Raw genomic sequence first — 24973 nt, 5'->3', positions numbered from 1 at the left:
GGGGGGGGCGGTCGGGGGAAAGCGGCGCTGCGGAGTCGGTCCAGGCAGGCCGGCACGGGTGGCTTGCCCGGCCGTCAGCCGTTCTGTGCGAGGTTCTTCCGGTACAGGGCGATGGCCTGCTCGGTCGGGTAGTTGGGGACCGTGACGGTCTCGCCCGTCACCTTCGACACCACGATCTTGGCGCCGCCGGGTGGAGCGGGCTGCGGTCGGCCGGACGCGTCGACGCTGGGCGGGAAGACGGCGTAGACCAGGTAGCCGATGTCGAACTCGTGGACGTTGAGCTCGGCGGGGGTGCCGTCGGGGAGTTTGGGCTCGGCGTAGCGCGCGCGAACGATCTGGATGGCTTCGTCAGGGGTTGTGGGTGGCGTTTCGGGAGCCATGGGTCTCCTGTTCGCTGTTCGGGTTGTGGTCGGCCGGCGCCTTGGCTAGGTGGGGAACTCGCCGTACCAGCTGCGGTCGAGGAGGCATTTCGGCAGGTATGGGGTCTCGACGTCGATGGTGAAGCCGGAGTCCCGGGCGAGGCAGGTGATGGCCAGGGGGCCGAGGGCGATGAGTCCGTCGGAGTCGCGGGCTCGTTCCTCGTCGCGGGTCCAGTAGTCCTTGTGCCATTCGATGGTCTTGGCGAGTTCGGTGTTGAAGCGGTCCTGGTCGCCGCGCACCAGCTGGGTGAGGAGGTTCATGGGCGGGTACATGAGGTTCAGTACGGCGCTGCGTGAGGCGGGGCGGAGCACGTCGGGGTCGGTGGCGTCCACCGCGGCGAGGAGTTTGTCGCCGAGGTCCGGCTGCCTGAGCCAGTACGCCTGGAGTGCTTCGACCCAGAGGTACATGTATTCCTCGAAGCCGCCGACTTCGCGCAGCACGGAGACGGGGACCTGGCACAGGTCGTTCGTCCGCTGCCGCTCACGGCAGACGCAGGACAGCCAGAACGCTGTGAGCCAGTTCCCCGCGTCGGCCCAGGGGCCGGTGCCGGAACGGAAGACGTGCTTTTCGTGGCCGACCTCGCATTCGACGGTGGGCGTCGTGGCGCGGGCGGCGACGAAGAGGGCATGACCGATCTGCATCGCGGTGACACAGGCTTCCCAGGTCTCCACCTTGTCGGCCTCGGGATCCCCCGAGCAGCGCCTGTCGAGGGCGGTGGTCGCCGAGCTCAGGGCCATCCCGAACCACTCGGGGTTCTCCCTGAGGTCCTCGAGTTCACCGTCCAGCCTTCGTGCGAGCACCTTCAGCACCTGAGGCAAAGCGCCCGTGGGGAATTCATGACGTGGAATCTGGTGCATTTTCATCCTTCTCGGGGAGCCTGATGTCGTATTCCTTCATCTGGTATCCCTCGTGGGTCTTCGTGTCGGGGTTGGAGTTCCCCTTCACCAGCATGTACTTCACGCGGCCTTCCTTGAGGGCCGTGCGCAGGTTCTCTGCCAGGTCCAGTTCATCCTGGGCCGCCTTACGCAGTTCCGCGGCCTTGACGGGGTCGCTCTCCGCGTCCGCGTCGTCCAATCCTTTCAGACCGCGCTTGTCCATCTCGTGCAGGATCGCCTTGAAGTACTCCCGGGTGCCTTGGGAGACCTGCTTGATAGCCGGGCCTACCGCGTCGCCGTCGGCCTCCTGGTTCTCCTCCCCGGTCGTGTCCTGCCCGTGCTGGTCATCCTCTCCGGGTGCGGGACGGTCGGGGTCGTTCGCATCGGGTGGAAGCCCCTGACGGTCTCCCTCCGGGGCTCGCAGGGAACCCTTGCACTCGACGACGACGTAGTCGAACTCGGTCTCGTTCGGTGGTGCATCCCATATCTGATCAAAGCGATTGTTTCCTTCGGCGCGGTTATCGATACGGACGGCGCCTTCGAATTCATTGGGGATCGCGTGAAATTCGGCGACTTCGTCTCCGTACCGCTCGCTCTCCTTGCCCCTCGCCGCGTGGAATGGCCGGTGCTCGTCGTCTGCCTCCTTGAAGGCGGCCCTGTTCTCAGGAGTGTCGTTGGCCTTGAGCGCCTTCTGTGCCGCTTCCCTCTTCGCGTGCGGAGCCCTGTCGGCCTCGATGGCGTCCGCCCGGGACGCGGCACGCTCGTCGAGTCTGTCGAGGGTCTCCTGGGAGGGACTCCCATGAGTCCGGCCTACCGGCGGGACATCCGGGTCGACATACGTCGGATCCTCGGCCTGGGGGACTCTGCTCGCTGCCATCCACGGTTGCTGAGGGTCGCCAGTGGCACGCAGTATGGGCAGAAAGTGCCCCTTGTACTTGGTTTTGCTCGAGTGCCGGTACGGACGGCCGTTTGAGTCCGTTCGGTAGTGCTTGTCGAAGAAGTCGGGATCGGTATTCGCCAGGTGGACCATGTGGTCGATCCACTCTTCGTCCGTCCTGGGGTCGTTGATGGGGTCGCCCGTCGGCTGCGCTGGGCCCTCTGGGCGCTGCGGTGTCGCCGGCTTCGCTGTGTGCGCAGGGCTCTCGGGAGCGACTTCCCCGTACAGGGGCTTCTTGCCCGCCGTGGCGTCGTTGATGTGCCGGGATGCGTCGGCGTTCCTGCCGTCGGGCAAACTCTCGCGAGTCGGGACCGTGGAGTCCCTCGTCATGCCGCTTGGCCGGTCGCGGTGATCGTTCGCAGGCGCCTCGGCCCCGTCGTCGGACCGCGTCTGGTCCGGGGTCTCGGACCGATCCTTGTCCGGGGTCCCCGACCGCGGGTCATCGTGACCGGGACGCGTCTGATCGGGTCGCGGCGAGGTCTCCGGGCGCTGACCGTCGGGTCGCCCGTCGGCCTCCGGCCTCCTCTGCGTGGGGTTGTCCCGGTGAGGGTCCGACGTGCGCGGGTCTGAAGCGCGAGGATCGGACGTACGCGGGTCCATGGTGCGGGGATCCGTGATACGAGGGTCCGTGGTGCGAGAGTCAGCTGTGCGTGGGTCGGCGGCCCGCGGGTCCGCGTTCTGCTGGTGCGGGACGGATGTACGCGGGTCCGCAGGCGTCGTGTTCTGCTGAGATGTGCCCCGGTCGGTCGTGGGGTTGTTCGGGCTGTCGGTCTCAGTCCGGGGAAGAGGCGTGCTCTTGTCCGGTGTGCCGTTGTCGGAAGCCGTGTCGGTGGGCGACTGCCGGTGTTCCGAGGCCGAGTCGGGGCGTGTCGCCTCGTCCGGGCGTGACTGCTGCTCCGGTGTAGCCGCTGTCTCCGGGGACCGTTCACGCCCATCGGGCGTGCCCTCCGGCTTGGACGTGCTCGGGTCGGCTGTCGACGGCTGCGTGGCGTCCGCGCTGTTCGATGAATCCGGGGGCGGCGGGGTTGCCGACTTGGCGGGGTCCGTTGCCGTGTCGGGGTTGTCGCCCTGAGCCGGGGTGTTGTCCGATGCGTCGCTCTGCGCGTTCTGGTTGGTCTCCGACTGCCCGTCGTTCTCGGAATTCTCCGGCTGCGAGGCGTCGTCGTTCTGGTTCTGAGCCTCGTCGTTCTGGCTGTCGGAGTCCTTGGAGTCCTTCGAGTCCTCGGTGTCCTTGTCGTCGGACGTGCTGGTGTCGATGGGGTTGCGGTCGGCGTCCAGCGGGATGTGCCAGACGTGCTTGGCCTGGTCGATGTGGAGGGGCTTGTCGCTGACCTCTCCGCTCTGGGTGTCGATCCACACGATCTTGCCGTTGTGGTTGACGACGTTGAAGGCATGGCCGCCTCCGCCGGGCCAGTCGACCTGGACGATGGCCGCCGAACCGGGGCCGGCCTGCTGAAGGGTGGAGGCGATGTTGTTGGCGGTGTTGGGGTCACCGCCGGGACCGGCGTAGGTGTGGGCCGCGCCGGTCCAGCGGATCTGGTTGGCGTTCGCGTTGTCCTCGGGGGTGAACGGGTTGTGCTTGCCGTTCTCGTCGAGGTCGACGGTTCGCGGGGCCGAGACCTGGGGGTTTCCGTACCAGGTCTCCAGGAACGAACGGGAGCAGTCGGCACAGTTGTTGCTGCGTCCCGGCACCGTGTTGCCGCCGTCGTTCTGGAGCTGGGTGTAGGGGCCGAAGGGGTCGGGGAAGCGCTGCGGGGTGCCGTCCTCGTTGTGCGGGACGGCGTCGGCCAGTGCCTGCTGGTCGGCGGGGTCGGGCTGGGACAGGCCGCCCGGCTGGTGGTCCAGGTCGGAGCGGATGTCGTCGAGACTGTCCTGTTGAGGCTGGCTCTGGTTGCCGGGGGTGGCCTGGGGCGAGCCCGGGTTCTGGGGTGTGGGGTCCGCGTGTGACGGTGACGGCGAGACACCTGGGGTCGTGACGACCGTGTGGATCGGCACAGCCGTCACTTGCTGCTGCTTTCGATCCCGGTCATCCCGGTCATCCCGGTCGGGTCGCGTGTTCTCCGCCTGGGGGGACTGCGCGGCGGGCTGCTGCGGAGCGTTCGGCTTTGGGTTCGGGTTCGGGTTCGGGTTCGGGTTCGGCGGAGTGTTGGGCGTGTTGCCCGCAGGCTGGTGTGGCCGGGGCGGGGTGGTGCCGGGGTCGGCGCTCGGCTGGTTCGGAGTGCCGGGCGTGTGGGCGCGGCCTGGCTGTGTCGACGGGCTCTGGTTGTTGCTGCCCGGGGTCGAGGCTCGGTCAGACCCGTTGTTGGAGGAGCCGGCGGGCGACGTCGTCGGGGTGCCGGCGGTAGGGGACGGCGTCCTGGATGGCGACGACTGGGCCGGGTTCTGGTTCGGGGTGGTCTGATTCGGGTTCTGGCTCGCGGGCGAGTGCGTGGTCGGGCCCGGGTTCTGGCCGGGTGTACGGGTGCCGGTCGAGTCCGCGGTGTTGCGCGGCGGCGTGCGGTCGCCCGGTGGGGTGCTGGTGTTGTCCCGGTTCGGGGTGCGGTCGCCCGGTGTGGTGCCCGGGTTGTCTCGGGACGGGGTCCGGTCGCCGGGCGTGGTGCCGGGGGCGTTTCGTGGCGGCGTGCGGTCCCCTGGCGTCGTGCCAGGACTGTTCTGGGTCGGATTGCTCTGGTTCGGCACGCGGCTGTCCGCCGTACCCGGAGTCCGGCCGTCGGAGCCGGGCGTTCGGGGATCCGGCGTCTGCGACGGCGTAGCCCGTGGCGTCGTCGAGGGCGCGGTGGAGCTCGGAGTTGAGGCAGGCCCGGATCCAGTGGCGGACGCGGTGGTGCCCGGCGTCGAGGCAGGCGTACTACGAGGCGTCGCAGGAGACGTAGGGCTCGGAGTTGAGGCAGGTCCCGTCCCCGTGGTGGAGGGCGTGCCAGCCGTACTGGCGGAAGGATTCCTCGCCGGACCGGAGCCGGGATTCGGGCTCGTAGCGGACGAGGGACCGCCACCGGAGGCACCCGGGCCGTGGTGCCCACCCGGAGCCGCACCCCCCGTGGAAGGTGCCGTGGGCGACGTCGGCATGCCCGAGCCGCCACCGTCCGACCGGCCCCCGGAACCGGCGGGAGACGAGTCCGCCGTCGGCGTGGGCGCCGCGTTGGACTGCGTGGGCGCGCTGGCGGCCAGCCCGTCGATCTGGGTGCCGATCGAGCCGCCCCCCGGCGAGGACGACGTACCACCGGACGACGAGGCTGTAGGCGTGGACTGCGGGCTCGGGGACGAAAGGCCCGATACGGGGGAGCCGCCGCCGGAGTGAGAAGGGCCGGAGGTGCTCGGAGTGCTGGACGAGCCGTTGGAGTCGGATCCGTTGGCGGACGGCCCGCTGGGCGAGGGGTCGTCGAAGTCGGACAGGGACGAGCCTGGGGTCTGCGTAGGCCTCGCGTACGGAGAGTCCGAGGAGGACGGGTTCCCGGAGTCGGACCCCGGCCCGGGGCCGGAGTCGGGGCCCGCACCGATGTTGGGCGCCGGGATGTCGTTGCCACCCGTGTCGGCGGATATGCCGCTGCCTATGTTCGCGCCGGGGATGTTGCCGTTGCTCGAACGCGTCGACGTGTTGGAGTCCGAGTCCGACGAACTCGAATCGGAGGACGAAGAATCGGATGAGGAGGAGTCGGAGGACGAAGAGGAGCTGGAACTCTCCGACCCGCTGCTGGAGTCGCTACCGATGTCACCACCCGGCAGGTCCGACCCCGACGCACCGTCGTACCCGTCGATCCGGCTGTCGACCGCGTGCCGCGCCCGGCTGCCGGCCTTCTGGCCGAGGCTGTCGCGCAGGCCCTCGGCGAAGGTCTGCGGGCTCTGCCGGAGGGCGTCGAGGCCCGCCTCGCCGCCGGCCTTGAGGGTGGCACCGACGTCGTAGCCCTCCTGGGCGCCGAAGCCGACGTTGACGGTCTGGCGGATGAGGTCGGTGATGATCGCCTCGATCGCCGAGATCGCGGGTTCCTTCATCGTCTCGATGATGGCCTCGATCAGGGCTTGCTTGAGCTCGTCGAGGAGGCGCCGGACTATGAGGCGGGCGGCCTGGGTGGCGCCCATTCCCGCTACCGAGGACAGACCGAAGGTGAAGGGCGCGGCGGCAGCGGCGGCGGCGATCTGGATGGCCAGGGCGATGAGCTGGGCGATGACCGCCCACTTGGCGAACTCGACGAGGTAGGCGCAGGCCTCCAGCACGTTCGCGATGAGGAACGCGGCCTCGGCGGCGTTGCGGAGGTAGCCGTCGTTGCCGCCGCCACCGTCGAACTTCTCGTACGTCTTGGTGAACTTGTCGATCGACTCACCGGCGTTGTGCGCGGTGACCTGGCGGGCGGCACCGTTCGCCGTGGTGTGGAGCTCGTTGACCTTCTCGCCGAACTCCCGCCATACGGCGGCGCAGTCTCTGAGCTTGTCCTCGTTCGCCGTGGGCCACTTGTAGCCCAGCATCTCGAGGACCCACTCGAGCTCGTCCGGCAACATCATCGCCACAGCAGAAAGCACCCCCGTCGGACTTCACGGCCGTACACATCCCTCACCAGCCAAGGGAAATCACACAGGAGCACAGCCGTCCGCAAAGTTTACGGACTCACCTGCCGGTGACTTCAGGGGTTTGCTGTCACAAGTCCGTTGCAGGCCGCCGCGGTTGTCCGGAGGGGTGCGGCAGGAGTCGGGCCGTTCACTTCCCGCGCACAACGCTGCCTCGGCATCTGCCTCACCAGCGCTTCTCGGACGCTGGGGGTTGCCTGCGGGGTCCTGGGAGAAGGGGGCCGCTGAGCCCGCTCCATCGGCCCGACCAATCCGCACGAGGACGGCCGCCGCCCACTGCGGTGGACGGCGGCCGTAAGACCATCTACACGGAATCCACGCGGGGTGGCCCTATTCCGCCGCCACCCCGCCATTGTGCGGCGCCGGCTCCAGATCGAACTCCCCGTCCCGCGCCCCGAGGACGAACGCCCGCCACTCCGCCTCCGTGTAGCGCAGCACGGTGTCGGGATCCAGGGACGACCGCATGGCCACGGCCCCCTCCGGCAGATACGCGATCTCGACGCGCTCCTCGTGCTCCTCGGTGCCGGGCGCGCAGAGCCACTTGACCCCCGAGATGTCGAGGGAGTACAGCTCGTCCCGCTCCCGCTCCTTGCGCGCCTTGGTGTCCTCGGCCTGAGTCCCGACCTCGTTGTTCTGTGGCTCGGTAGCCTCGGTCATGCTGCTGGGCCTCTTCCTGACGTGCGAATGCGAACGACGTGTGCGTCTCACCCTACTTGCGCTGGAGGTTCTCAGGCCGCGCAAGGGGAAGGTCACACGACGGGGTCAGAGGTCCTGGCGAGGGCGCAAGGTGCCCTTGACGGCCCCGGACGGAACCTCCACCTGACCGTCGTACTCGGCCATCGTCTTCTTCCAGATGTCGTTCTGCGCGGCCTCGTTCTGCTCGTGTGCCACGCCCATCCGGGCCAGGGCGGCTCCCATCCCGGCGATCCGCTCCGCCAGGCTGCCCATCGAGTCGTACATGCCGTCACGCAGGCCCTCGTAGACGACGCCGAACTTCTCGCCGATGTCGTCGTCACCCCACGGCGGGGTGTCACCCTTCTCGAGGGCGGTCAGGCCGGTCGTCAGCTTGTGCACGGCCTTGGAGAACTCCACACCGGCGTTGAACATGTGGAATCCCTCGGTCTTCAGTACCTCAGGATCGGAGTCCATGTAGTCCGACGGCACAACTGCCCCCCGTGGCTCGTCATTTCTGTCGCGACTCCACCTTAGCGGCGCGCACACGGGCAACGAAGAGGGGCGGCACCCCGCATGGGTACCGCCCCTCCTGCTCTACCGAGCCGTTCCTCAGAACCGGTTGGGCAGCCACCCCGTCTGGATCAGCTGCCCGCCCCGGCGGCGCGTGTGGAAGTACCCACGGCCGGGCGGCAGCTGCGTCGCCGTGATGTTGCCGAGCAGCGCGCCCTCGGACCGGTCGCCGGAGAGCACGAGGCCCTGGGCGCCGAGCTCGCGCATCCGCTGCATCACCGGCTCGTACAGCGACCGGCTCGCACCGCCCGAGGCGCGCGCGATGATGACGCGCAGACCGATGTCACGGGCGAACGGCAGGTACTCCAGGAGCGGGGCCAGCGGGTTCACGCCGGTCGCCACCAGGTCGTAGTCGTCGACGATGACGAACGCGTCCGGGCTGTTGTACCAACTGCGGTTGCGCAGCTGCTCGGGCGTGACGTCCGGGCCGGGCATCCGGCGGTGCATCGAGCCGGCCAGGCCCTCCAGCGTCTCCGTCAGGGCGGGCGCCGAGGCGCAGTACCGCGACAGGTGCGAGTCGGGCACCCCCTCCAGGTGGGCGCGCCGGTAGTCACCCATGACGATCTTCGCCTGATCCGGCGTGTAGCGCTCGGTGATCTGCTTGACGAGCAGCCTCAGCATCGCCGACTTACCGGACTCGCTCTCACCGAACACGATGAACAGCGGGTCCGTCTCGAAGTCGACGAAGACCGGCGACAGCGACGACTCGTCGATGCCGATGGCCATACCGCGCTCCGGGTGCTCGAAGCCCTTGGGCAGCCGGTCCGCCGGCATCATCGTGGGCAGCAGGCGTACGGCCGGAGCGTGCTGGCCCTGCCAGTTGTCGTTGATGCCGCGGATGAGGATCGACGTCGCCTCGGACAGGTCGTCCGTCTCCGAGGAGCCGTCGACGCGCGGCAGCGCCGCCATGAAGTGCAGCTTGTCCTGCGTCAGACCACGGCCCGGCACGGTGGCGGGGACGTTCTGGGCGACCTTGCGGTCGACCTCCGACTCCGTCGGGTCACCGAGGCGCAGCTCGATGCGGTTTTGCAGCATGTCCTTGAGCGCGGGCCGCACTTCGGTGTAGCGGCTGGCCGTCAGGATCACGTGCACACCGAAGCCGAGGCCGCGCGTGGCGATCTCGGTGACGGTGGCCTCGAGCATCTCGTAGTCCGTCTTGAACGTGGCCCAGCCGTCGACGACGAGGAAGACGTCGCCCCAGGGCTGGTCCGGCAGCTGGCCGGAGTTCCGGCGCTGACGGTAGGTCTGGATCGAGTCGACGTTGTTCGCGCGGAAGTACTCCTCGCGCGCGTTCAGGATCCCCTCGACCTCGCTGACCGTACGGCGCACCTTCTCGGCGTCGAGACGGTTCGCGACCCCGCCGACGTGCGCCAGCTCCTCCATCGAGATCAGACCGCCACCGCCGAAGTCCAGGCAGTAGAACTGCACTTCGGACGGCGTGTGGGTGAGGGCGAACGACGAGATGAGCGAGCGCAGCAGCGTCGACTTGCCGGACTGCGGACCACCGACGAACAGACCGTGACCGGCACCGCCGGAGAAGTCCCGGTACAGCACGTCACGCCGCTGCTCGAACGGCTTGTCCACCAGACCGACCGGCACGTTGAGCCGGCCGAGCGCCGTGTAGTCGGGCGCGGTGAGACCGCGCTCGGGGGAGACGGCGAGCTGGGGGAGGAGCTGCTCCAGCGAGGGCGCCTCGTCCAGCGGGGGCAGCCACACCTGGTGGGCGGGCGGTCCCTGGTTGATCATCCGGCCGACGAGGACGTCCAGGACGGTGTCGGCGAGCGCGTCGTCCACCCGGTTGTCGGGCTCCGGCTCCTCGATCACCGGCTGCGGCGGCAGCGCCACGTGCTCCGCCGAGAACAGCGCGGGCCGCAGCTGCGTCGAGCGGTGCACCCGGGAGGGGCCCTCACCGTGGTACGGCCCCGACACGTACGCCGCCTTGAAGCGGACCATGGTGTCGGTGTCGTAGCGCAGATACCCGGAACCGGGGATCGACGGCAGGTGGTAGGCGTCCGGGACACCGATCGCCGTACGGGACTCGGCGGCGGAGAAGGTCCGCAGACCGATCCGGTACGACAGATAGGTGTCCAGGCCGCGCAGCTTGCCCTCTTCCAGGCGCTGCGAGGCCAGCAGCAGGTGGATGCCCAGCGATCGGCCGATACGGCCGATCTGGATGAACATGTCGATGAAGTCCGGCTTGGCCGTGAGGAGTTCGGAGAACTCGTCGAGCACGATCACCAGCGAGGCCATCGGCTCCAGCGCGGCACCCGCGGCCCGGGCCTTCTCGTAGTCGTGCAGGTTGGCGTAGTTGCCCGCCGAGCGCAGCAGCTCCTGACGGCGCTGCGTCTCACCCATGATCGAGTCACGCATACGGTCGACCAGGGTGAGGTCGTCCGCCAGGTTGGTGATGACCGCCGCGGTGTGCGGCATGTCCGCCATGCCCGCGAAGGTCGCGCCACCCTTGAAGTCCGCGAGGATGAAGTTCAGCGTTTCCGAGGAGTGCGTCACCGCGAGACCGAGCACCAGCGTACGCAGCACCTCGGACTTACCGGAACCGGTGGCGCCGACGCACAGACCGTGCGGGCCCATGCCCTCCTGCGAGGCCTCCTTGAGGTCCAGCATGACCGGCTCGCCGTTCTCGCCGACACCGATCGGCACCCGCAGCCGCTCGTGCAGCGTGCGCGGACGCCAGGTGCGGGAGACGTCGACCGTGCCGGCGTCGCCGATGCCCATCAGGTCCGTGAAGTCCAGGTTGGACAGAAGGGGTTCGCCCTCCTCCGCGGAACCGACCCGGAAGGGGGCGAGCTGCCGCGCCAGGGACTCGGCCTGCGCCGGGTTCAGTACGTCGGGCTTGCCGGTGTACGCGGACTCGTGGCCGACGAACAGGCGCATACGGTCCGGCTTCACATAGGCCGTCAGACCGGCGCGCAGCTCCTCCTCCAGTTCGCCGGGAGCGATCTCCAGGAAGGTGACGCCCTGGAGGCCCTCCGCGCCGGCGAGTTCGGAGTCCGGTGGCACGGTGCCGCCGTCGAGGATCACGATCAGGTGCGGCTGGTCGTAGACGGGGTTCGCCTCACGGTTCCAGCGGGGCCGGTCGTCCAGCTGGTCCGCGAGCGCCTCCTCCAGCTCACCGAGGTCGTCGAAGAGGAGCCGGGAGGAACCCGCTCCGTCCTTCGCCTTCGGATGCTGGCTGTGCGGCAGCCACTTGATCCAGTCCCACTCCGCCGTGGCGGAGGGATGCGCCACCACCGCGATCATCAGGTCCTCGGGCGAGTGCAGCGTCGCCAGCTGGGACAGGGTCGCGCGGGCGTTGCCGTAGACCGTGTCGGTCTCTCCGCAGACCGTCACGTGGTAGAAGGCACGCAGCGAGATGGAGACCGGCAGGTCGTGCAGACTGCCGTGCGCGTCGAGGAAGGCCTTCATGGCCGCCGCCGTCAGCGGCTCCAGCTCGTCCTTGGGCGCCGTCTCCGGGGCGACGAGCGGGGTGTTCAGCTGCTGGGTACCGCGGCCGATCCGCACGGACGCGAAGTCCGCGTCGTTCGGGCGCCGTTCCCACAGCCGCTTGCCGTCCGCCGCCACGGCCCACAACTGCTCCGGGTCGGGGTGCTGGAAGAGCTGGCTGCGCCGCTGGAGCTCCGCCGTCTTGTGCACGTCCTTGCGGACCTGCTCCAGATAACGGAAGTAGTCACGCCGGTCCTGCGCCATGCCCGCCCCGGGGCCCTGCCGGGCCTTGGCGAACTGGGCGACCATCATGGCCACCGTCGAGGCCAGCATGAGACCGCCGACGACCTTCATATAGGACTGGCCGGCTGTGAAGAAGAAGGCGACAGAACCCAGCATGCCCATCATGGGCAACATGTTCATCAGCATGCTGTCGTCGCCCTCGCGCGGAATCTCGGGCGGCGTCTCGAGTTTGACCTCGCCGTCCGGGACGGCCGGAGGCACTGTCCGCGGTGGTCGTTTGATGATGACGACGCTCACCGATGCACTCATCCTTCGCGATTGATACGTGATACGTCCTTGGCACCGACGCCCCCGTGTACCGCGACGTGTTCTCGTTCGCGTAGGCGTCGTTCGCGTAGGCGTCGATCCTACTGATGCGTGACGTGCCCGAGTGAGGCAGGCGGATGGAGATGCGGAGCAGGTCCTGGGAGGAATGGGGGAGGTAGGTCCTGCGGCCCGTACCGCAACGGATATGGTGGCGCTCCGCGTCGTACGAGCGGCGCGAGGAAGCCTTGTCTAGCAGGGGGAACACCAGGTGAGCACGGGGACTTCGACAGGTTTCTGCCGAATCACCATCGCAGCGCCGGACAGCCGAGTCGATGTGGCGCTGCCCGAGGACCTGCCGATCCAGGACCTCTTTCCTGAGATCATCAGGCTCTCGGGCCTGGTCCAGTCGGATACCAGTCCTTCCGGTTACCACCTTGTGACCCGCGAGGGCCAAGTACTCGACGCGAGCCGCTCGTTGCTCGAGCACCGGGTCAGGGACGGTGAGGTGCTGCTGCTGCGCACCTTCGCCGACTCGCTGCCGCCGGCCGTCCACGACGACGTCGTGGACGCCATCGCCGCCGCGGTCAAGCAGGACACCCGCAGCTGGAACGACAGCCTGATGCGGGTCGCCGGCCTCGTCGCCGGATCGCTGCTGCTGATCATGCTCGGCTTCGTCTTCTGGTTCGCGGACCCGATCCGGCACGACATGCACGGCCTCCAGGGCATCCTCGCCGGCGTGACCGCGCTCGCGCTGACGGCGCTCGCCGGCGTACGGGCCCGGGTGTACGACGACCGGGGCTCCGCCGTCGCACTCGGCATCTCCGCACTGCCGCACGCGCTCATCGCCGGCTCCGGCGCCCTTCCGCAGGACGCGGGTGAGGGCCCCGGAAGGATCCAGTTCCTCGTTGGCTGCGTCGCCGTACTGCTGTGCTCCGTCGTACTGATCATGCTGCTGCCGCAGGGCGACGCCCCGTTCGTGGCCGCCGCGCTCGCCTCCGCGATCGGCACACTCGCCGTGTTCTGCGGTGTCCTCACCAAGGCCGAGCCGCGCGAGATCGCCGCCGGCACCTCGGTCGTCGCCCTGGCGGTGGTCGGCTTCCTACCCGGCTGGTCGTCCCGCTTCGCCAAGCTGCCGATCGGCTTCCGCAACCCCGAGGACCTCGCCCGGGCCCGTCGTGAAGGCCGTGAGGGCGACCTCGAGGCCGTCGACGTCCAGCGCATCGTCGCCCAGACCAGCCGCGGCCACGAACTGCTCCTCGGCCTGGTCGGCGGTTGCGCCGCCGTCATCATCGGCGCCGGCGGCGCGGTGCTCGGCTTCAGCGACAACGGCTGGGCCCAGCTGCTCGCCCTGTGCACCGGCCTCGCCGCGATGCTGCGGGCCCGCCTGTTCCGCTACACCGCGCAGGTCACCTGCCTGTTCGTGGCCGGTGTCGTCACCCTCGCCCTGCTGGTCCTCGGCCTCGCGATCTCGCCGCCGGCCGACATCGTCATGGAACTGCTCCAGAACAACTCCGGCCCGGTCAACGTGCGGACCCTGTGGCTCGGCGCCTCGGTCGGCGTCGGCGTGCTGCTGCTCATCGCCATCGCCCTGATCGTGCCGCAGAAGGGGCTCTCCCCCTTCTGGGGCCGCATGCTGGACCTCGCCGACTCGATGGTCCTGCTCTCCCTGGTCCCGATCTGCCTGGCCGTCCTCGACGTCTACGCCAAGGTCCGCGGCGGCCTCTGACCGGCGCGGCGCCGCCCGGGACCGCCTGTCAAGGGCGTGCCTGTGTGCTGGTACGCTGTGTGACGGCCGTTTGTGTACGCACCCCCGGGTCCGCCTGGGGGACGCGCCCAGCGGATCCCCGCCTCCCGAGTAACGGAAGCTCCCCCGAGACAAAGACCGGGGGCACTCGGTGGCCACTCAAAGACTACGAGGAGTACGCGTGCCGCTCGACGCCGCTACGAAGAAGCAGATCATCACCGAGTTCGGTCAGAAGGAGGGCGACACCGGCTCTCCCGAGGTCCAGGTCGCCATGCTTTCGCGCCGGATCTCGGACCTGACCGAGCACCTCAAGACCCACAAGCACGACCACCACTCCCGTCGTGGTCTGCTGATCCTGGTCGGTCAGCGTCGCCGCCTTCTCCAGTACCTGGCGAAGAAGGACATCCAGCGCTTCCGTACGCTGGTCGACCGCCTCGGCATCCGCCGCGGTGCGGCGGGCGCCAAGTAAGACGCCGTGAGGGGAGCGGTTCCCGGAGAGATCGGGAGCCGCTCCTTTTGCTGTACATGCGGAACGTCAACCGCGCGTGCGGAAACATGCGGAGTGTCACCCCCGCTTTGTAGTGTGGTAGCACAACGCAATACGGACGACACAGCACGACAAGCAGCACGACAAGAAGAAGAGGAGAAGCGCGCCTCGCCGCCGCCGGTCCTCGGTAGTGGCCCCCGGGGGAAGTGACCCCGGGTGCTTCGATCGAAGACCGGCCCGCACCGCACGGAGCGCTTCTCCGCGACCGTCCCCCTGCCACACGGGCAGCGACGGGACAAAAGACGACAAAGTAACGGAGAAAACGCTAGTGGAGAACGAGACCCACTACGCCGAGGCCGTCATCGACAACGGCTCCTTCGGCACCCGCACCATCCGCTTCGAGACGGGCCGCCTGGCCAAGCAGGCCGCCGGTTCCGCTGTGGCGTACCTGGACGACGACACCATGGTGCTGTCGGCCACCACCGCCTCCAAGAACCCCAAGGACCAGCTCGACTTCTTCCCCCTGACGGTGGACGTCGAGGAGCGGATGTACGCCGCCGGCAAGATCCCCGGCAGCTTCTTCCGCCGTGAGGGCCGTCCCTCCGAGGACGCCATCCTCACCTGCCGCCTCATCGACCGCCCGCTGCGCCCGTCCTTCAAGAAGGGCCTGCGCAACGAGATCCAGGTCGTCGCCACGATCATGGCGCTCAACCCCGACCACCTGTACGACGTCGTGGCGATCAACGCCGCGTCCGCGTCCACGCAGCTGGCCGGTCTGCCCTTCTCCGGCCCGATCGGCGGCGTCCGCGTCGCGCTGATCAACGGCCAGTGGGTGGCCTTCCCGACGCACTCCGAGCTCGAGGACGCCGTCTTCGACATGGTCGTCGCGGGCCGTGTCCTGGAGGACGGCGACGTCGCGATCATGATGGTCGAGGCCGAGGCCACCGAGAAGACCATCAAGCTGGTCGAGGGCGGCGCCGAGGCGCCGACCGAGGAGGTCGTCGCCGCCGGTCTGGACGCCGCGAAGCCCTTCATCAAGGTGCTCTGCAAGGCCCAGTCGGACCTCGCCGCCAAGGCCGCCAAGCCGACCGGCGAGTTCCCGATCTTCCTCGACTACCAGGACGACGTCCTGGAGGCGCTCACCGCAGCCGTCAAGCCGGAGCTCGCCTCCGCGCTGACCATCGCCGGCAAGCAGGAGCGCGAGTCCGAGCTGGACCGCGTCAAGGCGCTCGCCGCCGAGAAGCTCCTGCCGGAGTTCGAGGGCCGCGAGAAGGAGATCTCCGCCGCGTACCGCTCGCTGACCAAGACCCTGGTCCGTGAGCGCGTCATCAAGGAGAAGAAGCGCATCGACGGCCGCGGTGTCACCGACATCCGCACCCTGGCCGCCGAGGTCGAGGCCATCCCGCGCGTGCACGGCTCCGCCGTGTTCGAGCGTGGCGAGACCCAGATCCTGGGCGTCACCACCCTGAACATGCTCCGCATGGAGCAGCAGCTGGACACCCTCTCCCCGGTGACCCGCAAGCGCTACATGCACAACTACAACTTCCCGCCGTACTCCACCGGTGAGACCGGCCGCGTCGGCTCCCCGAAGCGCCGCGAGATCGGCCACGGCGCCCTCGCCGAGCGCGCCCTGGTGCCGGTCCTGCCGACGCGCGAGGAGTTCCCCTACGCGATCCGCCAGGTCTCCGAGGCGCTGAGCTCCAACGGCTCGACGTCCATGGGCTCGGTCTGCGCCTCCACCATGTCGCTGCTGAACGCCGGTGTGCCGCTGAAGGCCCCCGTCGCCGGTATCGCCATGGGCCTGATCTCCCAGGAGATCGAGGGCGAGACGCACTACGTCACCCTCACCGACATCCTCGGTGCGGAGGACGCCTTCGGCGACATGGACTTCAAGGTCGCCGGCACCAAGGAGTTCGTGACCGCTCTCCAGCTCGACACCAAGCTGGACGGCATCCCGGCCTCCGTCCTGGCCGCCGCCCTGAAGCAGGCCCGTGACGCCCGCCTCCACATCCTCGACGTGATGATGGAAGCGATCGACACGCCGGACGAGATGTCCCCGAACGCCCCGCGGATCATCACCGTCAAGATCCCCGTGGACAAGATCGGTGAGGTCATCGGCCCCAAGGGCAAGATGATCAACCAGATCCAGGAGGACACCGGCGCCGAGATCACGATCGAGGACGACGGCACCATCTACATCGGTGCCGCCGACGGCCCGGCCGCCGAGGCCGCCCGCACCACGATCAACGGCATCGCCAACCCGACGATGCCCGAGGTCGGCGAGCGCTACCTGGGCACCGTCGTGAAGACAACCACCTTCGGTGCGTTCGTCTCCCTGCTCCCCGGCAAGGACGGCCTGCTGCACATCTCGCAGATCCGCAAGCTCGCCGGCGGCAAGCGCGTGGAGAACGTCGAGGACGTCCTCGGCGTGGGCCAGAAGGTCCAGGTCGAGATCGCCGAGATCGACTCCCGCGGCAAGCTGTCGCTCGTCCCCGTGATCGAGGGCGAGGAAGGTTCCGAGGACGACCAGAAGGACGACACCGACAAGTGACGTCGAGTAGCTCCACGGCGACGGCCCGCACCTCCTCGGAGGCGCGGGCCGTCGCCCGTACCCAAACCCTGATCAAGGGCACCAACGGCATCGGCACGGTCCGTAAGACCACCCTCCCGGGCGGCCTGCGCATCGTCACCGAGACCCTGCCGTCCGTCCGCTCCGCCACCTTCGGCATCTGGGCGCACGTCGGCTCCCGCGACGAGACGCCGGCCCTGAACGGTGCCACGCACTATCTGGAGCACCTGCTCTTCAAGGGCACCACCCGCCGCTCCGCCCTGGACATCTCCTCCGCCATCGACGCCGTCGGCGGCGAGATGAACGCGTTCACGGCGAAGGAGTACACGTGCTACTACGCGCGCGTGCTCGACACCGACCTGCCGCTCGCCATAGACGTGGTCTGCGACATGCTGACGGGCTCCCTCATCCTCGAAGAGGACGTCAACGTCGAGCGGGGCGCGATCCTCGAAGAGATCGCCATGACCGAGGACGACCCGGGCGACTGCGTGCACGACCTGTTCGCGCACACCATGTTCGGCGACAACCCCCTCGGCCGCCCGGTCCTCGGCACGGTCGACACGGTCAACGCCCTCACCGCCGACCGCATCCGCCGCTTCTACAAGAAGCACTACGACCCGACCCACCTCGTGGTCGCGGCGGCCGGCAACATCGACCACAACAAGGTCGTACGACAGGTCCGCGCCGCCTTCGAGAAGGCCGGCGCCCTCAAGAACCTGGACGCCACGCCCATCGCCCCGCGCGAGGGACGGCGCACCGTCCGCGCCGCGGGCCGGGTCGAGCTGATCGGCCGCAAGACCGAGCAGGCCCATGTCGTCCTCGGCATGCCCGGCCTGTCCCGCACGGACGACCGCCGCTGGGCCCTCGGAGTCCTCAACACGGCGCTGGGCGGCGGCATGTCGTCCCGCCTCTTCCAGGAGGTCCGCGAGAAGCGCGGCCTGGCCTACAGCGTGTACTCGTACACCTCGGGCTTCGCAGACTGCGGCCTGTTCGGCGTGTACGCGGGCTGCCGGCCGTCGCAGGTCCACGACGTGCTGAAGATCTGCCGCGACGAACTGGACCACGTCGCCCAGCACGGCCTGTCCGACGACGAGATCGGCCGCGCCATCGGCCAGCTCCGCGGCTCCACGGTCCTCGGCCTGGAGGACACCGGCGCCCTGATGAACCGCATCGGCAAGAGCGAGCTGTGCTGGGGCGAGCAGATGTCCGTCGACGACATGCTGGCCCGGATCGCCGAGGTGACCCCGGACGACGTCCGCTCGGTCGCCCGCGAGGTCCTCGGACAGCGGCCCTCCCTGTCGGTCATCGGCCCCCTGAAGGACAAGCAGGCGTCCCGGCTGCACGACGCCGTCGCCTGACCATTCCCCTGGTGAAGGAAGCACAAGAGATGAGCAAGCTGCGCGTGGCGGTCCTCGGTGCCAAGGGCCGGATCGGCTCCGAGGCGGTACGGGCGGTCGAGGCTGCCGAGGACATGGAGCTGGTCGCCGCCCTGAGCCGGGGCGACAAGCTGGAGACGCTGGCGGAGACGGGCGCCCAGGTGGCCGTCGAACTGACCACGCCGGACTCGGTCATGGCCAACCTCGACTACTGCGTGAACCGCGGCATCCACGCGGTCGTCGGTACGACGGGCTGGACCGACGAGCGCCTCGCGCAGCTGAACGGCTGGCTGTCCGCCTCCCCGGAGACGGGCGTGCTGATCGCGCCGAACTTCTCCATCGGCGCGGTCCTGACGATGAAGTTCGCGCAGATCGCCGCGCCCTACTTCGAGTCGGTCGAGGTGGTGGAACTCCACCACCCGAAGAAGGTCGACGCCCCCTCCGGCACCGCCACCCGCACGGCCCAGCTCATCGCCGAGGCGCGGCGGGCGGCCGGCACGGCCCCGGCTCCGGACGCCACCGAGACCGCCCTGGACGGAGCACGCGGCGCGAACGTCGACGGCATCCCGGTCCACTCGGTCCGTCTGCGCGGTCTGCTGGCCCACCAGGAGGTCCTGCTCGGCGGCGAGGGCGAGACCCTGACCGTCCGCCACGACTCCCTCCACCACAGCAGCTTCATGCCGGGCATCCTGCTCGGCGCGCGCCGCGTGGTGACCACTCCGGGCCTGACCTTCGGCCTGGAACACTTCCTGGACCTGGGCTGACACGAGGCTCGTTGATGCGCGCGAAGATCTCCTATGCCATAACGGCCGCCGTCCTGGTCGTCTACTTCGTCCTGGTCGGCAGCCGTGGCGTGATGCTCATCCAGTCCGGCACGGTCATCACCGTCACCTTCGGCGTCGCGGTGCTGATCCTGCCGGTGATCGGCGTGTGGTTCCTGTGGAAGAACACCCAGTTCGTCCGCAAGGCCAACGCCCTCGCCGCCGAACTCGACGCCGAGGGCGGCCTCCCCGTCGACGAGCTGAAGCGCACCCCCGGCGGCCGCATCGACCGCGACTCGGCCGACGAGGTCTTCGCCCGCCGCAAGGCCGAGACGGAGGCGTCCCCCGACGACTGGCGCAGCTGGTTCCGCCTCGCCATCGCCTACCACGACGCCCGCGACACCCCGCGCGCCCGCAAGGCCATGCAGAAGGCCATCGCCTTGCACGAGGGCAGGACTGTCGAGGCCTGAGCATCACGCCGAGGGCCGGCTTTTACGCAGACCGGCTCGGCCCTTGGGCCGACGGGTCGGCCGTACGCGCGACGGTCGGTTGTACGCCGAGGGGAGTCGGCCGTACGACGGGTGAGTTGGCTGTACGCCGCCGGGTCGGCCTCGGACCGAGGAGCTGGGCGTACGCCGATGGACCGGCGTCACGCTGGGGCCGTCTGACCGTCGCTGCCGGGCCGGCCCTGCTCGGGGAGCTCGCCATACGACGGTGAGCGGGCTGCCCGGCCCCGAACCGCCCTCGGGCTGGCGAACCGGACGCACCCCGACGGGCCGGCCGATGACGGGAAGCCGACCACGCGCCGATGACCGGCCTTGGGCCGAACCGGCCGCACGCCCACGCGTCAGCAGTACACCGACGAGCAAGCCGTACGCCAAAGGGGCCGGTCCGCCGCCGCGGACCGGCCCCTTTGACCTACGCCTGTCGTTGACCTACGCCTGTCGCGCTCAGCCGCGGGTGTTCTCCGAGGCCCACACCTCGACCGCGTCGGCGGCCCGGTCGAACGCGGTGACCCGGGCCAGGAAGTCCGTGTTGTGCGTGGTCATCAGCGTCGGCATGTCACCCGCCGCACGACCCCGCTGTACGAGCATCAGCGCCTGCCCCTGCACCGTGCGCGGCAGCCCCAGCCAGCGCACCGGCTGCTGCACCGTCCGGACGGCGACGACCTGCTCCCAGGGCACCGTACGCGTGACGAGGAACCCCACCCGACGCAGCCCCCGCGCGCTCACCCACACGCCCATGCGCAGCAGCCGCAGGGCACCGGCGATGATGGCCAGCGCGATGCCGAAGACGACGGCGGCCCCGGCCACCGTGCCGGTCAGGGCGATGACGACCGCCGCGAACAGCACATACGAGGCGAGCAGCAGCCACAGCGCAGCCACGCCCACGCGCCACGGCCCGGGACGGTAGGGGCGCCGCCAGCGGTCGAGGTCGTCGAACGGCAGCGCGACGTCGTCGGCTGTCTCGAAGGCGCGGTCGGCCGTCAGGAAGGGCAGGGGCACGACTGGTCCTCACTCAATCCATGCAGGGGCTGTGCCCGGTGAGGCTAATCGACCCGCGCCCCCACTCACCACTCCTGGGGGGCCGGTTGAGTCAGTGCCCCTGAGAGGCCTGTGACTCCTGCGTCTGCGTCGCGGTGTCCGTGGACAACGCGGGCATGCCCACCACCAGCGAGCCCACCAGCCCGGCGACGATGGTGAGTCCCAGAAGCCAGCGCCCGGCCATCTGACCGACGGACGCCCGCTCACGGGGCGGGGGAGCGACATTGCTGCGGAACCTGTCGGCCTCGGCGAGGAAGGCGAACGGGACGGGCTCGCGCCGACCGAACATCAGGGGACTTCTCCTCTCGGGATCGTATGAGTGACTGTCACCAACACAGACGAGCGAGCGCCCCAAAGGGTGCCCGGTTTCGCCGAATTCACAGAAATTCGCCGAAGTTCGCCGCCGTATGTCGCGACCCGGCACCGAACGCCCCGTTGTCAGTGCCGGGCCGTAGAGTGGGCGCCGCCCAGCGAAGTGATGGAAGGACCCCCCGAGCCGTGACCGACACCCCCGCCGACGACCTCAAGCCAAGCTTCCGCAGTGACGTCACCGTCGAGCTGGTCAAGCACAGCGCGGCCGACTCCGACGTGCTGTGGGCCGCCCGTGTCTCCACCGCCGGCGAGCAGTCCCTGGAGGAGTTGCAGAAGGACCCCGAGCGCTCCAAGGGCCTGATCAACTACCTGATGCGGGACCGGCACGGCAGCCCCTTCGAGCACAACTCGATGACCTTCTTCATCAGCGCCCCGATCTTCGTCTTCCGCGAGTTCATGCGGCACCGCGTGGGCTGGTCGTACAACGAGGAGAGCGGCCGCTACAGGGAGCTCCAGCCCGTCTTCTACGTACCCGACGAGTCCCGCAAGCTGGTCCAGGAGGGCCGCCCGGGCAAGTACGTCTTCGTGGAGGGCACCCAGGCCCAGCAGGAGCTGGTCGGCCGGGTCATGGAGGACTCGTACCGGGAGTCCTACGAGGCCTACCAGGAGATGCTCGCCGCAGGCGTCGCCCGCGAGGTCGCCCGAGCCGTCCTCCCGGTCGGCCTGTTCTCCTCGATGTACGCCACTTGCAACGCCCGCTCACTGATGCACTTCCTCGGCCTGCGCACCCAGCACGAACTGGCCAAGGTGCCGTCCTTCCCGCAGCGGGAGATCGAGATGGTCGGCGAGCTGATGGAGGCGGAGTGGGCCAAGCTCATGCCGCTGACGTACGCCGCCTTCAATGCGAACGGCCGTGTGGCGCCGTAGCGCACCCCCTTCCCCGACCGGGCAGGGCCGCACGGCCCAGCCGCGCGAAGTGTCCGTATTGCGGCATTTAGAGAAGTTCATCTAGCCTGATCAAACGGACCCGGCACTGCTTGAACCCCCGAGCAGGCAGTGCCGGGCTCCATATTTGTCCTGACTTTTCCGCACCCCCGAGGGCAGACCAGGCCGAGCGCAACGAGTAGCGTGTAACCCATGGCTCCGACCTCCACTCCGCAGACCCCCTTCGGGCGGGTCCTCACCGCCATGATCACGCCCTTCACGGCGGACGGCGCACTCGATCTCGACGGCGCGCAGCGGCTCGCCACGCACCTGGTGGACGCAGGCAACGACGGCCTGATCATCAACGGCACCACCGGTGAGTCGCCCACCACCAGCGATGCGGAGAAATCGGAGCTGGTACGGGCGGTACTGGAGGCCGTCGGCGACCGAGCCCACGTGGTGGCCGGCGTCGGCACCAACGACACCCACCACAGCCTGGAGCTCGCCCGCACGGCGGAGCAGGTCGGCGCACACGGCCTCCTGGTCGTCACGCCGTACTACAACAAGCCCCCGCAGGAAGGTCTGTACCGGCACTTCAAGGCCATCGCCGACAGCACCGAGCTGCCGGTGATGCTCTACGACATCCCCGGCCGCAGCGGCGTCCCGATCAACACCGAGACGATCGTCCGCCTCGCCGAGCACCCGCGCATCGTCGCCAACAAGGACGCGAAGGGTGACCTCGGCCGAGCCAGCTGGGCCATCGCCCGCTCCGGCATCGCCTGGTACTCCGGCGACGACATGCTGAACCTGCCGCTCCTCTCCGTGGGCGCGGTCGGCTTCGTCTCGGTCGTCGGCCACCTGGTCACCCCCGACCTGCGCGCGCTCGTCGACGCCTATGTCTCCGGTGACGTCCAGAAGGCCACGGAGATCCACCAGAAGCTGCTCCCGGTCTACACCGGCATGTTCCGCACCCAGGGCGTCATGACCACCAAGGCCGCGCTCGCCCTCCAGGGCCTGCCCGCAGGACCGCTGCGCGCCCCCATGGCCGAATGCTCGCCCGAGGAGATCGACCAGCTCAAGATCGATCTTGCCGCAGGCGGGGTACAGCTCTAACACCAGACTTCGCGCCCAGGGCGCGCACCAGACTTCACAACTGAATAAGCAGGCCACCGGTGCCTGCACCCCACAACGACAACTGCTTCTGCACGAACGTCACGCGCGCCACGTGCCCGACCGGTACGTGGCGTCCGTGGTGAGGAGAGTCTTTTGAGTCATCCGCATCCTGAACTCAGCGCGCCCCCGCCGCTCCCCGAAGGCGGCCTGCGGGTCACCCCGCTCGGCGGCCTTGGCGAGATCGGCCGAAACATGACGGTCTTCGAGTACGGCGGCCGCCTGTTGATCGTCGACTGCGGAGTGCTCTTCCCAGAGGAGGAGCAGCCCGGAATCGACCTGATCCTGCCGGACTTCTCGTCCATCAGGGACCGCCTCGACGACATCGAGGGCATCGTCCTCACCCATGGCCACGAGGACCACATCGGCGGCGTCCCCTTCCTCCTCCGCGAGAAGCCGGACATCCCGCTGATCGGCTCCAAGCTGACCCTCGCCCTCATCGAGGCCAAGCTCCAGGAGCACCGCATCCGCCCGTACACCCTCGAGGTGGTGGAGGGTAACCGCGAGCGCATCGGCCCCTTCGACTGCGAGTTCGTCGCGGTCAACCACTCCATCCCCGACGCACTGGCGGTCGCCATCCGCACCCCCGCCGGCATGGTGGTCCACACAGGCGACTTCAAGATGGACCAGCTCCCGCTGGACAACCGCCTGACCGACCTGCACGCGTTCGCACGGCTGAGCGAGGAAGGCATCGACCTCCTTCTCTCCGACTCCACGAACGCGGAGGTCCCGGGCTTCACTCCGCACGAGCGCGACATCTCCAACGTCCTGCGCCAGGTCTTCGCGGGCGCCCGCAAGCGCGTCATCGTGGCGAGCTTCGCCAGCCACGTCCACCGCATCCAGCAGATCCTGGACGCGGCCCACGAATACGGCCGCCGGGTGGCCTTCGTCGGTCGCTCGATGGTCCGCAACATGGGCATCGCACGTGACCTCGGCTACCTGAAGGTCCCGCCGGGCCTGGTGGTGGACGTCAAGACACTCGACGACCTCCCGGACAGCGAGGTGGTCCTGGTCTGCACGGGCTCCCAGGGCGAGCCGATGGCGGCCCTGTCCCGCATGGCCAACCGCGACCATCAGATCCGCATCGTCCCGGGCGACACGGTGATCCTCGCGTCCTCGCTCATCCCCGGCAACGAAAACGCGGTCTACCGCGTCATCAACGGCCTGACCCGCTGGGGCGCGAACGTCGTCCACAAGGGCAACGCCAAGGTCCATGTCTCGGGCCACGCGTCCGCGGGCGAGTTGCTGTACTTCTACAACATCTGCCGCCCCAAGAATCTGATGCCGGTGCACGGCGAGTGGCGCCACCTGCGCGCCAACGCCGAACTGGGCGCCCTGACCGGCGTCCCGCACGACCGCATCGTCATCGCCGAGGACGGCGTCGCGGTCGACCTCATCGAGGGCAAGGCGAAGATCTCCGGCAAGGTCCAGGCCGGATACGTCTACGTCGACGGCCTCTCGGTCGGCGACGTCGGCGAGCCGGCGCTGAAGGACCGCAAGATCCTCGGTGACGAGGGCATCATCTCGGTCTTCGTGGTGGTGGACTCCTCCACCGGCAAGATCACGGGCGGCCCGCACATCCAGGCCCGCGGCTCCGGCATCGAGGACTCGGCCTTCAGTGAGGTCATCCCGAAGATCACGGAGACACTGGAGCGGTCGGCCCAGGACGGAGTGGTCGAACCGCACCAGCTCCAGCAGCTGGTGCGCCGGTCCCTGGGCAAGTGGGTCTCGGACACTTACCGGCGCCGGCCGATGATCCTGCCTGTGGTCGTGGAGGTCTGACGGACCGTCGGACACTCGGCCGCGTGAACCAGGAGCGGGGCGCCTCGATTTGCATCGGGGCGCCCCGCTCCAGTACGTTTACGGCTCCGCCTGAACGGGAACCCGGCCACTTCGTGCGCCGGAACCAGTCCCCGGAGGGGGCGGGAAATCCGACTCAGAATCTCTGATAAAGTCGGAGCCGCCGGAAAGGGAAACGCGAGAGCGGGAACCTGGAAAGCACCGAGGAAATCGGATCGGAAAAGGATCTGATAGAGTCGGAAACGCAAGACCGAAGGGA

The 24973-nt window shown here is 69.0% G+C and carries 17 protein-coding genes; 9 read left to right on the top strand and 8 right to left on the bottom strand.

Annotated elements, in window-relative coordinates; translation table 11 throughout:
* Positions 1-74 precede the first annotated feature (74 nt).
* The 6 genes from KUM44_RS31175 to eccCa form a co-directional block, all read right to left on the bottom strand.
* Complete coding sequence (locus KUM44_RS31175; RefSeq protein WP_217213120.1) at positions 75-380, bottom strand: hypothetical protein; 306 nt, start codon at positions 378-380, stop codon at positions 75-77.
* 45 nt (positions 381-425) lie between these two features.
* The gene (locus tag KUM44_RS31170; RefSeq protein ID WP_217213119.1) at positions 426-1220 is read right to left on the bottom strand and encodes an immunity 49 family protein; all 795 of its coding nucleotides are present in this window, start codon (positions 1218-1220) and stop codon (positions 426-428) included.
* A 34-nt stretch (positions 1221-1254) separates the two neighbouring features.
* The gene (locus KUM44_RS31165; protein WP_217213118.1) at positions 1255-6729 is read right to left on the bottom strand and encodes a toxin glutamine deamidase domain-containing protein; all 5475 of its coding nucleotides are present in this window, start codon (positions 6727-6729) and stop codon (positions 1255-1257) included.
* Positions 6730-7122: 393 nt separating this feature from the next.
* Positions 7123-7449 carry a DUF397 domain-containing protein gene (locus KUM44_RS31160; protein ID WP_217213117.1) on the bottom strand — a complete coding sequence of 109 codons (327 nt, stop codon included), beginning with the start codon at positions 7447-7449 and terminating at the stop codon, positions 7123-7125.
* Between the two features lie 105 nt (positions 7450-7554).
* A complete protein-coding gene (locus tag KUM44_RS31155; protein WP_217213116.1) occupies positions 7555-7941 on the bottom strand; it encodes a hypothetical protein in 387 nt (128 codons plus the stop codon).
* Between the two features lie 135 nt (positions 7942-8076).
* Positions 8077-12018: a type VII secretion protein EccCa gene (gene eccCa, locus KUM44_RS31150; protein WP_217213115.1), complete on the bottom strand. Its 3942-nt coding sequence runs from the start codon at positions 12016-12018 to the stop codon at positions 8077-8079.
* 277 nt (positions 12019-12295) lie between these two features.
* On the opposite strand from eccCa, the gene eccD reads away from it, so the two are divergent.
* The 6 genes from eccD (at position 12296) to KUM44_RS31120 (ending at position 19434) form a co-directional block, all read left to right on the top strand.
* The gene (eccD, locus tag KUM44_RS31145) at positions 12296-13753 is read left to right on the top strand and encodes a type VII secretion integral membrane protein EccD (protein WP_217213114.1); all 1458 of its coding nucleotides are present in this window, start codon (positions 12296-12298) and stop codon (positions 13751-13753) included.
* 199 nt (positions 13754-13952) lie between these two features.
* Positions 13953-14240, top strand: coding sequence for a 30S ribosomal protein S15 (gene rpsO, locus KUM44_RS31140; RefSeq protein WP_062701899.1), 288 nt, complete (start codon positions 13953-13955; stop codon positions 14238-14240).
* A 346-nt stretch (positions 14241-14586) separates the two neighbouring features.
* Positions 14587-16809, top strand: coding sequence for a polyribonucleotide nucleotidyltransferase (locus KUM44_RS31135; RefSeq protein ID WP_217213113.1), 2223 nt, complete (start codon positions 14587-14589; stop codon positions 16807-16809).
* Positions 16806-18185 (top strand): pitrilysin family protein, encoded by a 1380-nt coding sequence (locus KUM44_RS31130; RefSeq protein ID WP_217213112.1) that lies wholly within the window; start codon positions 16806-16808, stop codon positions 18183-18185. Before KUM44_RS31135 ends, KUM44_RS31130 begins: the two co-directional genes overlap by 4 nt.
* A 29-nt stretch (positions 18186-18214) precedes the next feature.
* On the top strand, positions 18215-18967 hold the full coding sequence (gene dapB, locus KUM44_RS31125) for a 4-hydroxy-tetrahydrodipicolinate reductase (RefSeq protein WP_217213111.1): 753 nt from the start codon (positions 18215-18217) through the stop codon (positions 18965-18967).
* A 14-nt stretch (positions 18968-18981) separates the two neighbouring features.
* Positions 18982-19434 (top strand): tetratricopeptide repeat protein, encoded by a 453-nt coding sequence (locus KUM44_RS31120; RefSeq protein ID WP_217213110.1) that lies wholly within the window; start codon positions 18982-18984, stop codon positions 19432-19434.
* A 480-nt stretch (positions 19435-19914) separates the two neighbouring features.
* Here KUM44_RS31120 and KUM44_RS31115 read toward each other — a convergent pair whose 3' ends face one another.
* Both KUM44_RS31115 and KUM44_RS31110 read right to left on the bottom strand, forming a co-directional pair.
* The gene (locus tag KUM44_RS31115; protein WP_217213109.1) at positions 19915-20469 is read right to left on the bottom strand and encodes a hypothetical protein; all 555 of its coding nucleotides are present in this window, start codon (positions 20467-20469) and stop codon (positions 19915-19917) included.
* Between the two features lie 91 nt (positions 20470-20560).
* A complete protein-coding gene (locus tag KUM44_RS31110; protein ID WP_217213108.1) occupies positions 20561-20797 on the bottom strand; it encodes a hypothetical protein in 237 nt (78 codons plus the stop codon).
* Between the two features lie 209 nt (positions 20798-21006).
* Here KUM44_RS31110 and thyX point away from each other — a divergent pair, with 209 nt between their 5' ends.
* The 3 genes from thyX (at position 21007) to KUM44_RS31095 (ending at position 24696) form a co-directional block, all read left to right on the top strand.
* Positions 21007-21747, top strand: a complete 741-nt coding sequence (gene thyX, locus KUM44_RS31105; RefSeq protein WP_217213107.1) for an FAD-dependent thymidylate synthase — start codon at positions 21007-21009, stop codon at positions 21745-21747.
* Positions 21748-21957: 210 nt separating this feature from the next.
* Positions 21958-22857, top strand: a complete 900-nt coding sequence (gene dapA, locus KUM44_RS31100; protein ID WP_217213106.1) for a 4-hydroxy-tetrahydrodipicolinate synthase — start codon at positions 21958-21960, stop codon at positions 22855-22857.
* 153 nt (positions 22858-23010) lie between these two features.
* A complete protein-coding gene (locus KUM44_RS31095; RefSeq protein ID WP_217213105.1) occupies positions 23011-24696 on the top strand; it encodes a ribonuclease J in 1686 nt (561 codons plus the stop codon).
* Positions 24697-24973: the final 277 nt, after the last annotated feature.

Origin of the sequence: Streptomyces sp. AC550_RSS872 (assembly GCF_019049285.1) — a bacterium.
In the GTDB taxonomy this organism is placed as follows: Bacteria; Actinomycetota; Actinomycetes; order Streptomycetales; family Streptomycetaceae; genus Streptomyces.
The sequence above is the reverse complement of the archived record's forward strand: the minus strand, read 5'-3'. Positions and strand labels throughout refer to the sequence as shown.

What these genes read in the sequence shown, in the direction of transcription:
- KUM44_RS31110 (WP_217213108.1), bottom strand. Translation starts at nt 20,797, where the DNA reads ATGTTCGGTCGGCGCGAGCCCGTCCCGTTCGCCTTCCTCGCCGAGGCC.
- dapB (WP_217213111.1), top strand. Translation starts at nt 18,215, where the DNA reads ATGAGCAAGCTGCGCGTGGCGGTCCTCGGTGCCAAGGGCCGGATCGGC.
- KUM44_RS31165 (WP_217213118.1), bottom strand. Translation starts at nt 6,729, where the DNA reads ATGATGTTGCCGGACGAGCTCGAGTGGGTCCTCGAGATGCTGGGCTAC.
- KUM44_RS31155 (WP_217213116.1), bottom strand. Translation starts at nt 7,941, where the DNA reads ATGGACTCCGATCCTGAGGTACTGAAGACCGAGGGATTCCACATGTTC.
- KUM44_RS31175 (WP_217213120.1), bottom strand. Translation starts at nt 380, where the DNA reads ATGGCTCCCGAAACGCCACCCACAACCCCTGACGAAGCCATCCAGATC.
- dapA (WP_217213106.1), top strand. Translation starts at nt 21,958, where the DNA reads ATGGCTCCGACCTCCACTCCGCAGACCCCCTTCGGGCGGGTCCTCACC.
- KUM44_RS31160 (WP_217213117.1), bottom strand. Translation starts at nt 7,449, where the DNA reads ATGACCGAGGCTACCGAGCCACAGAACAACGAGGTCGGGACTCAGGCC.
- KUM44_RS31120 (WP_217213110.1), top strand. Translation starts at nt 18,982, where the DNA reads ATGCGCGCGAAGATCTCCTATGCCATAACGGCCGCCGTCCTGGTCGTC.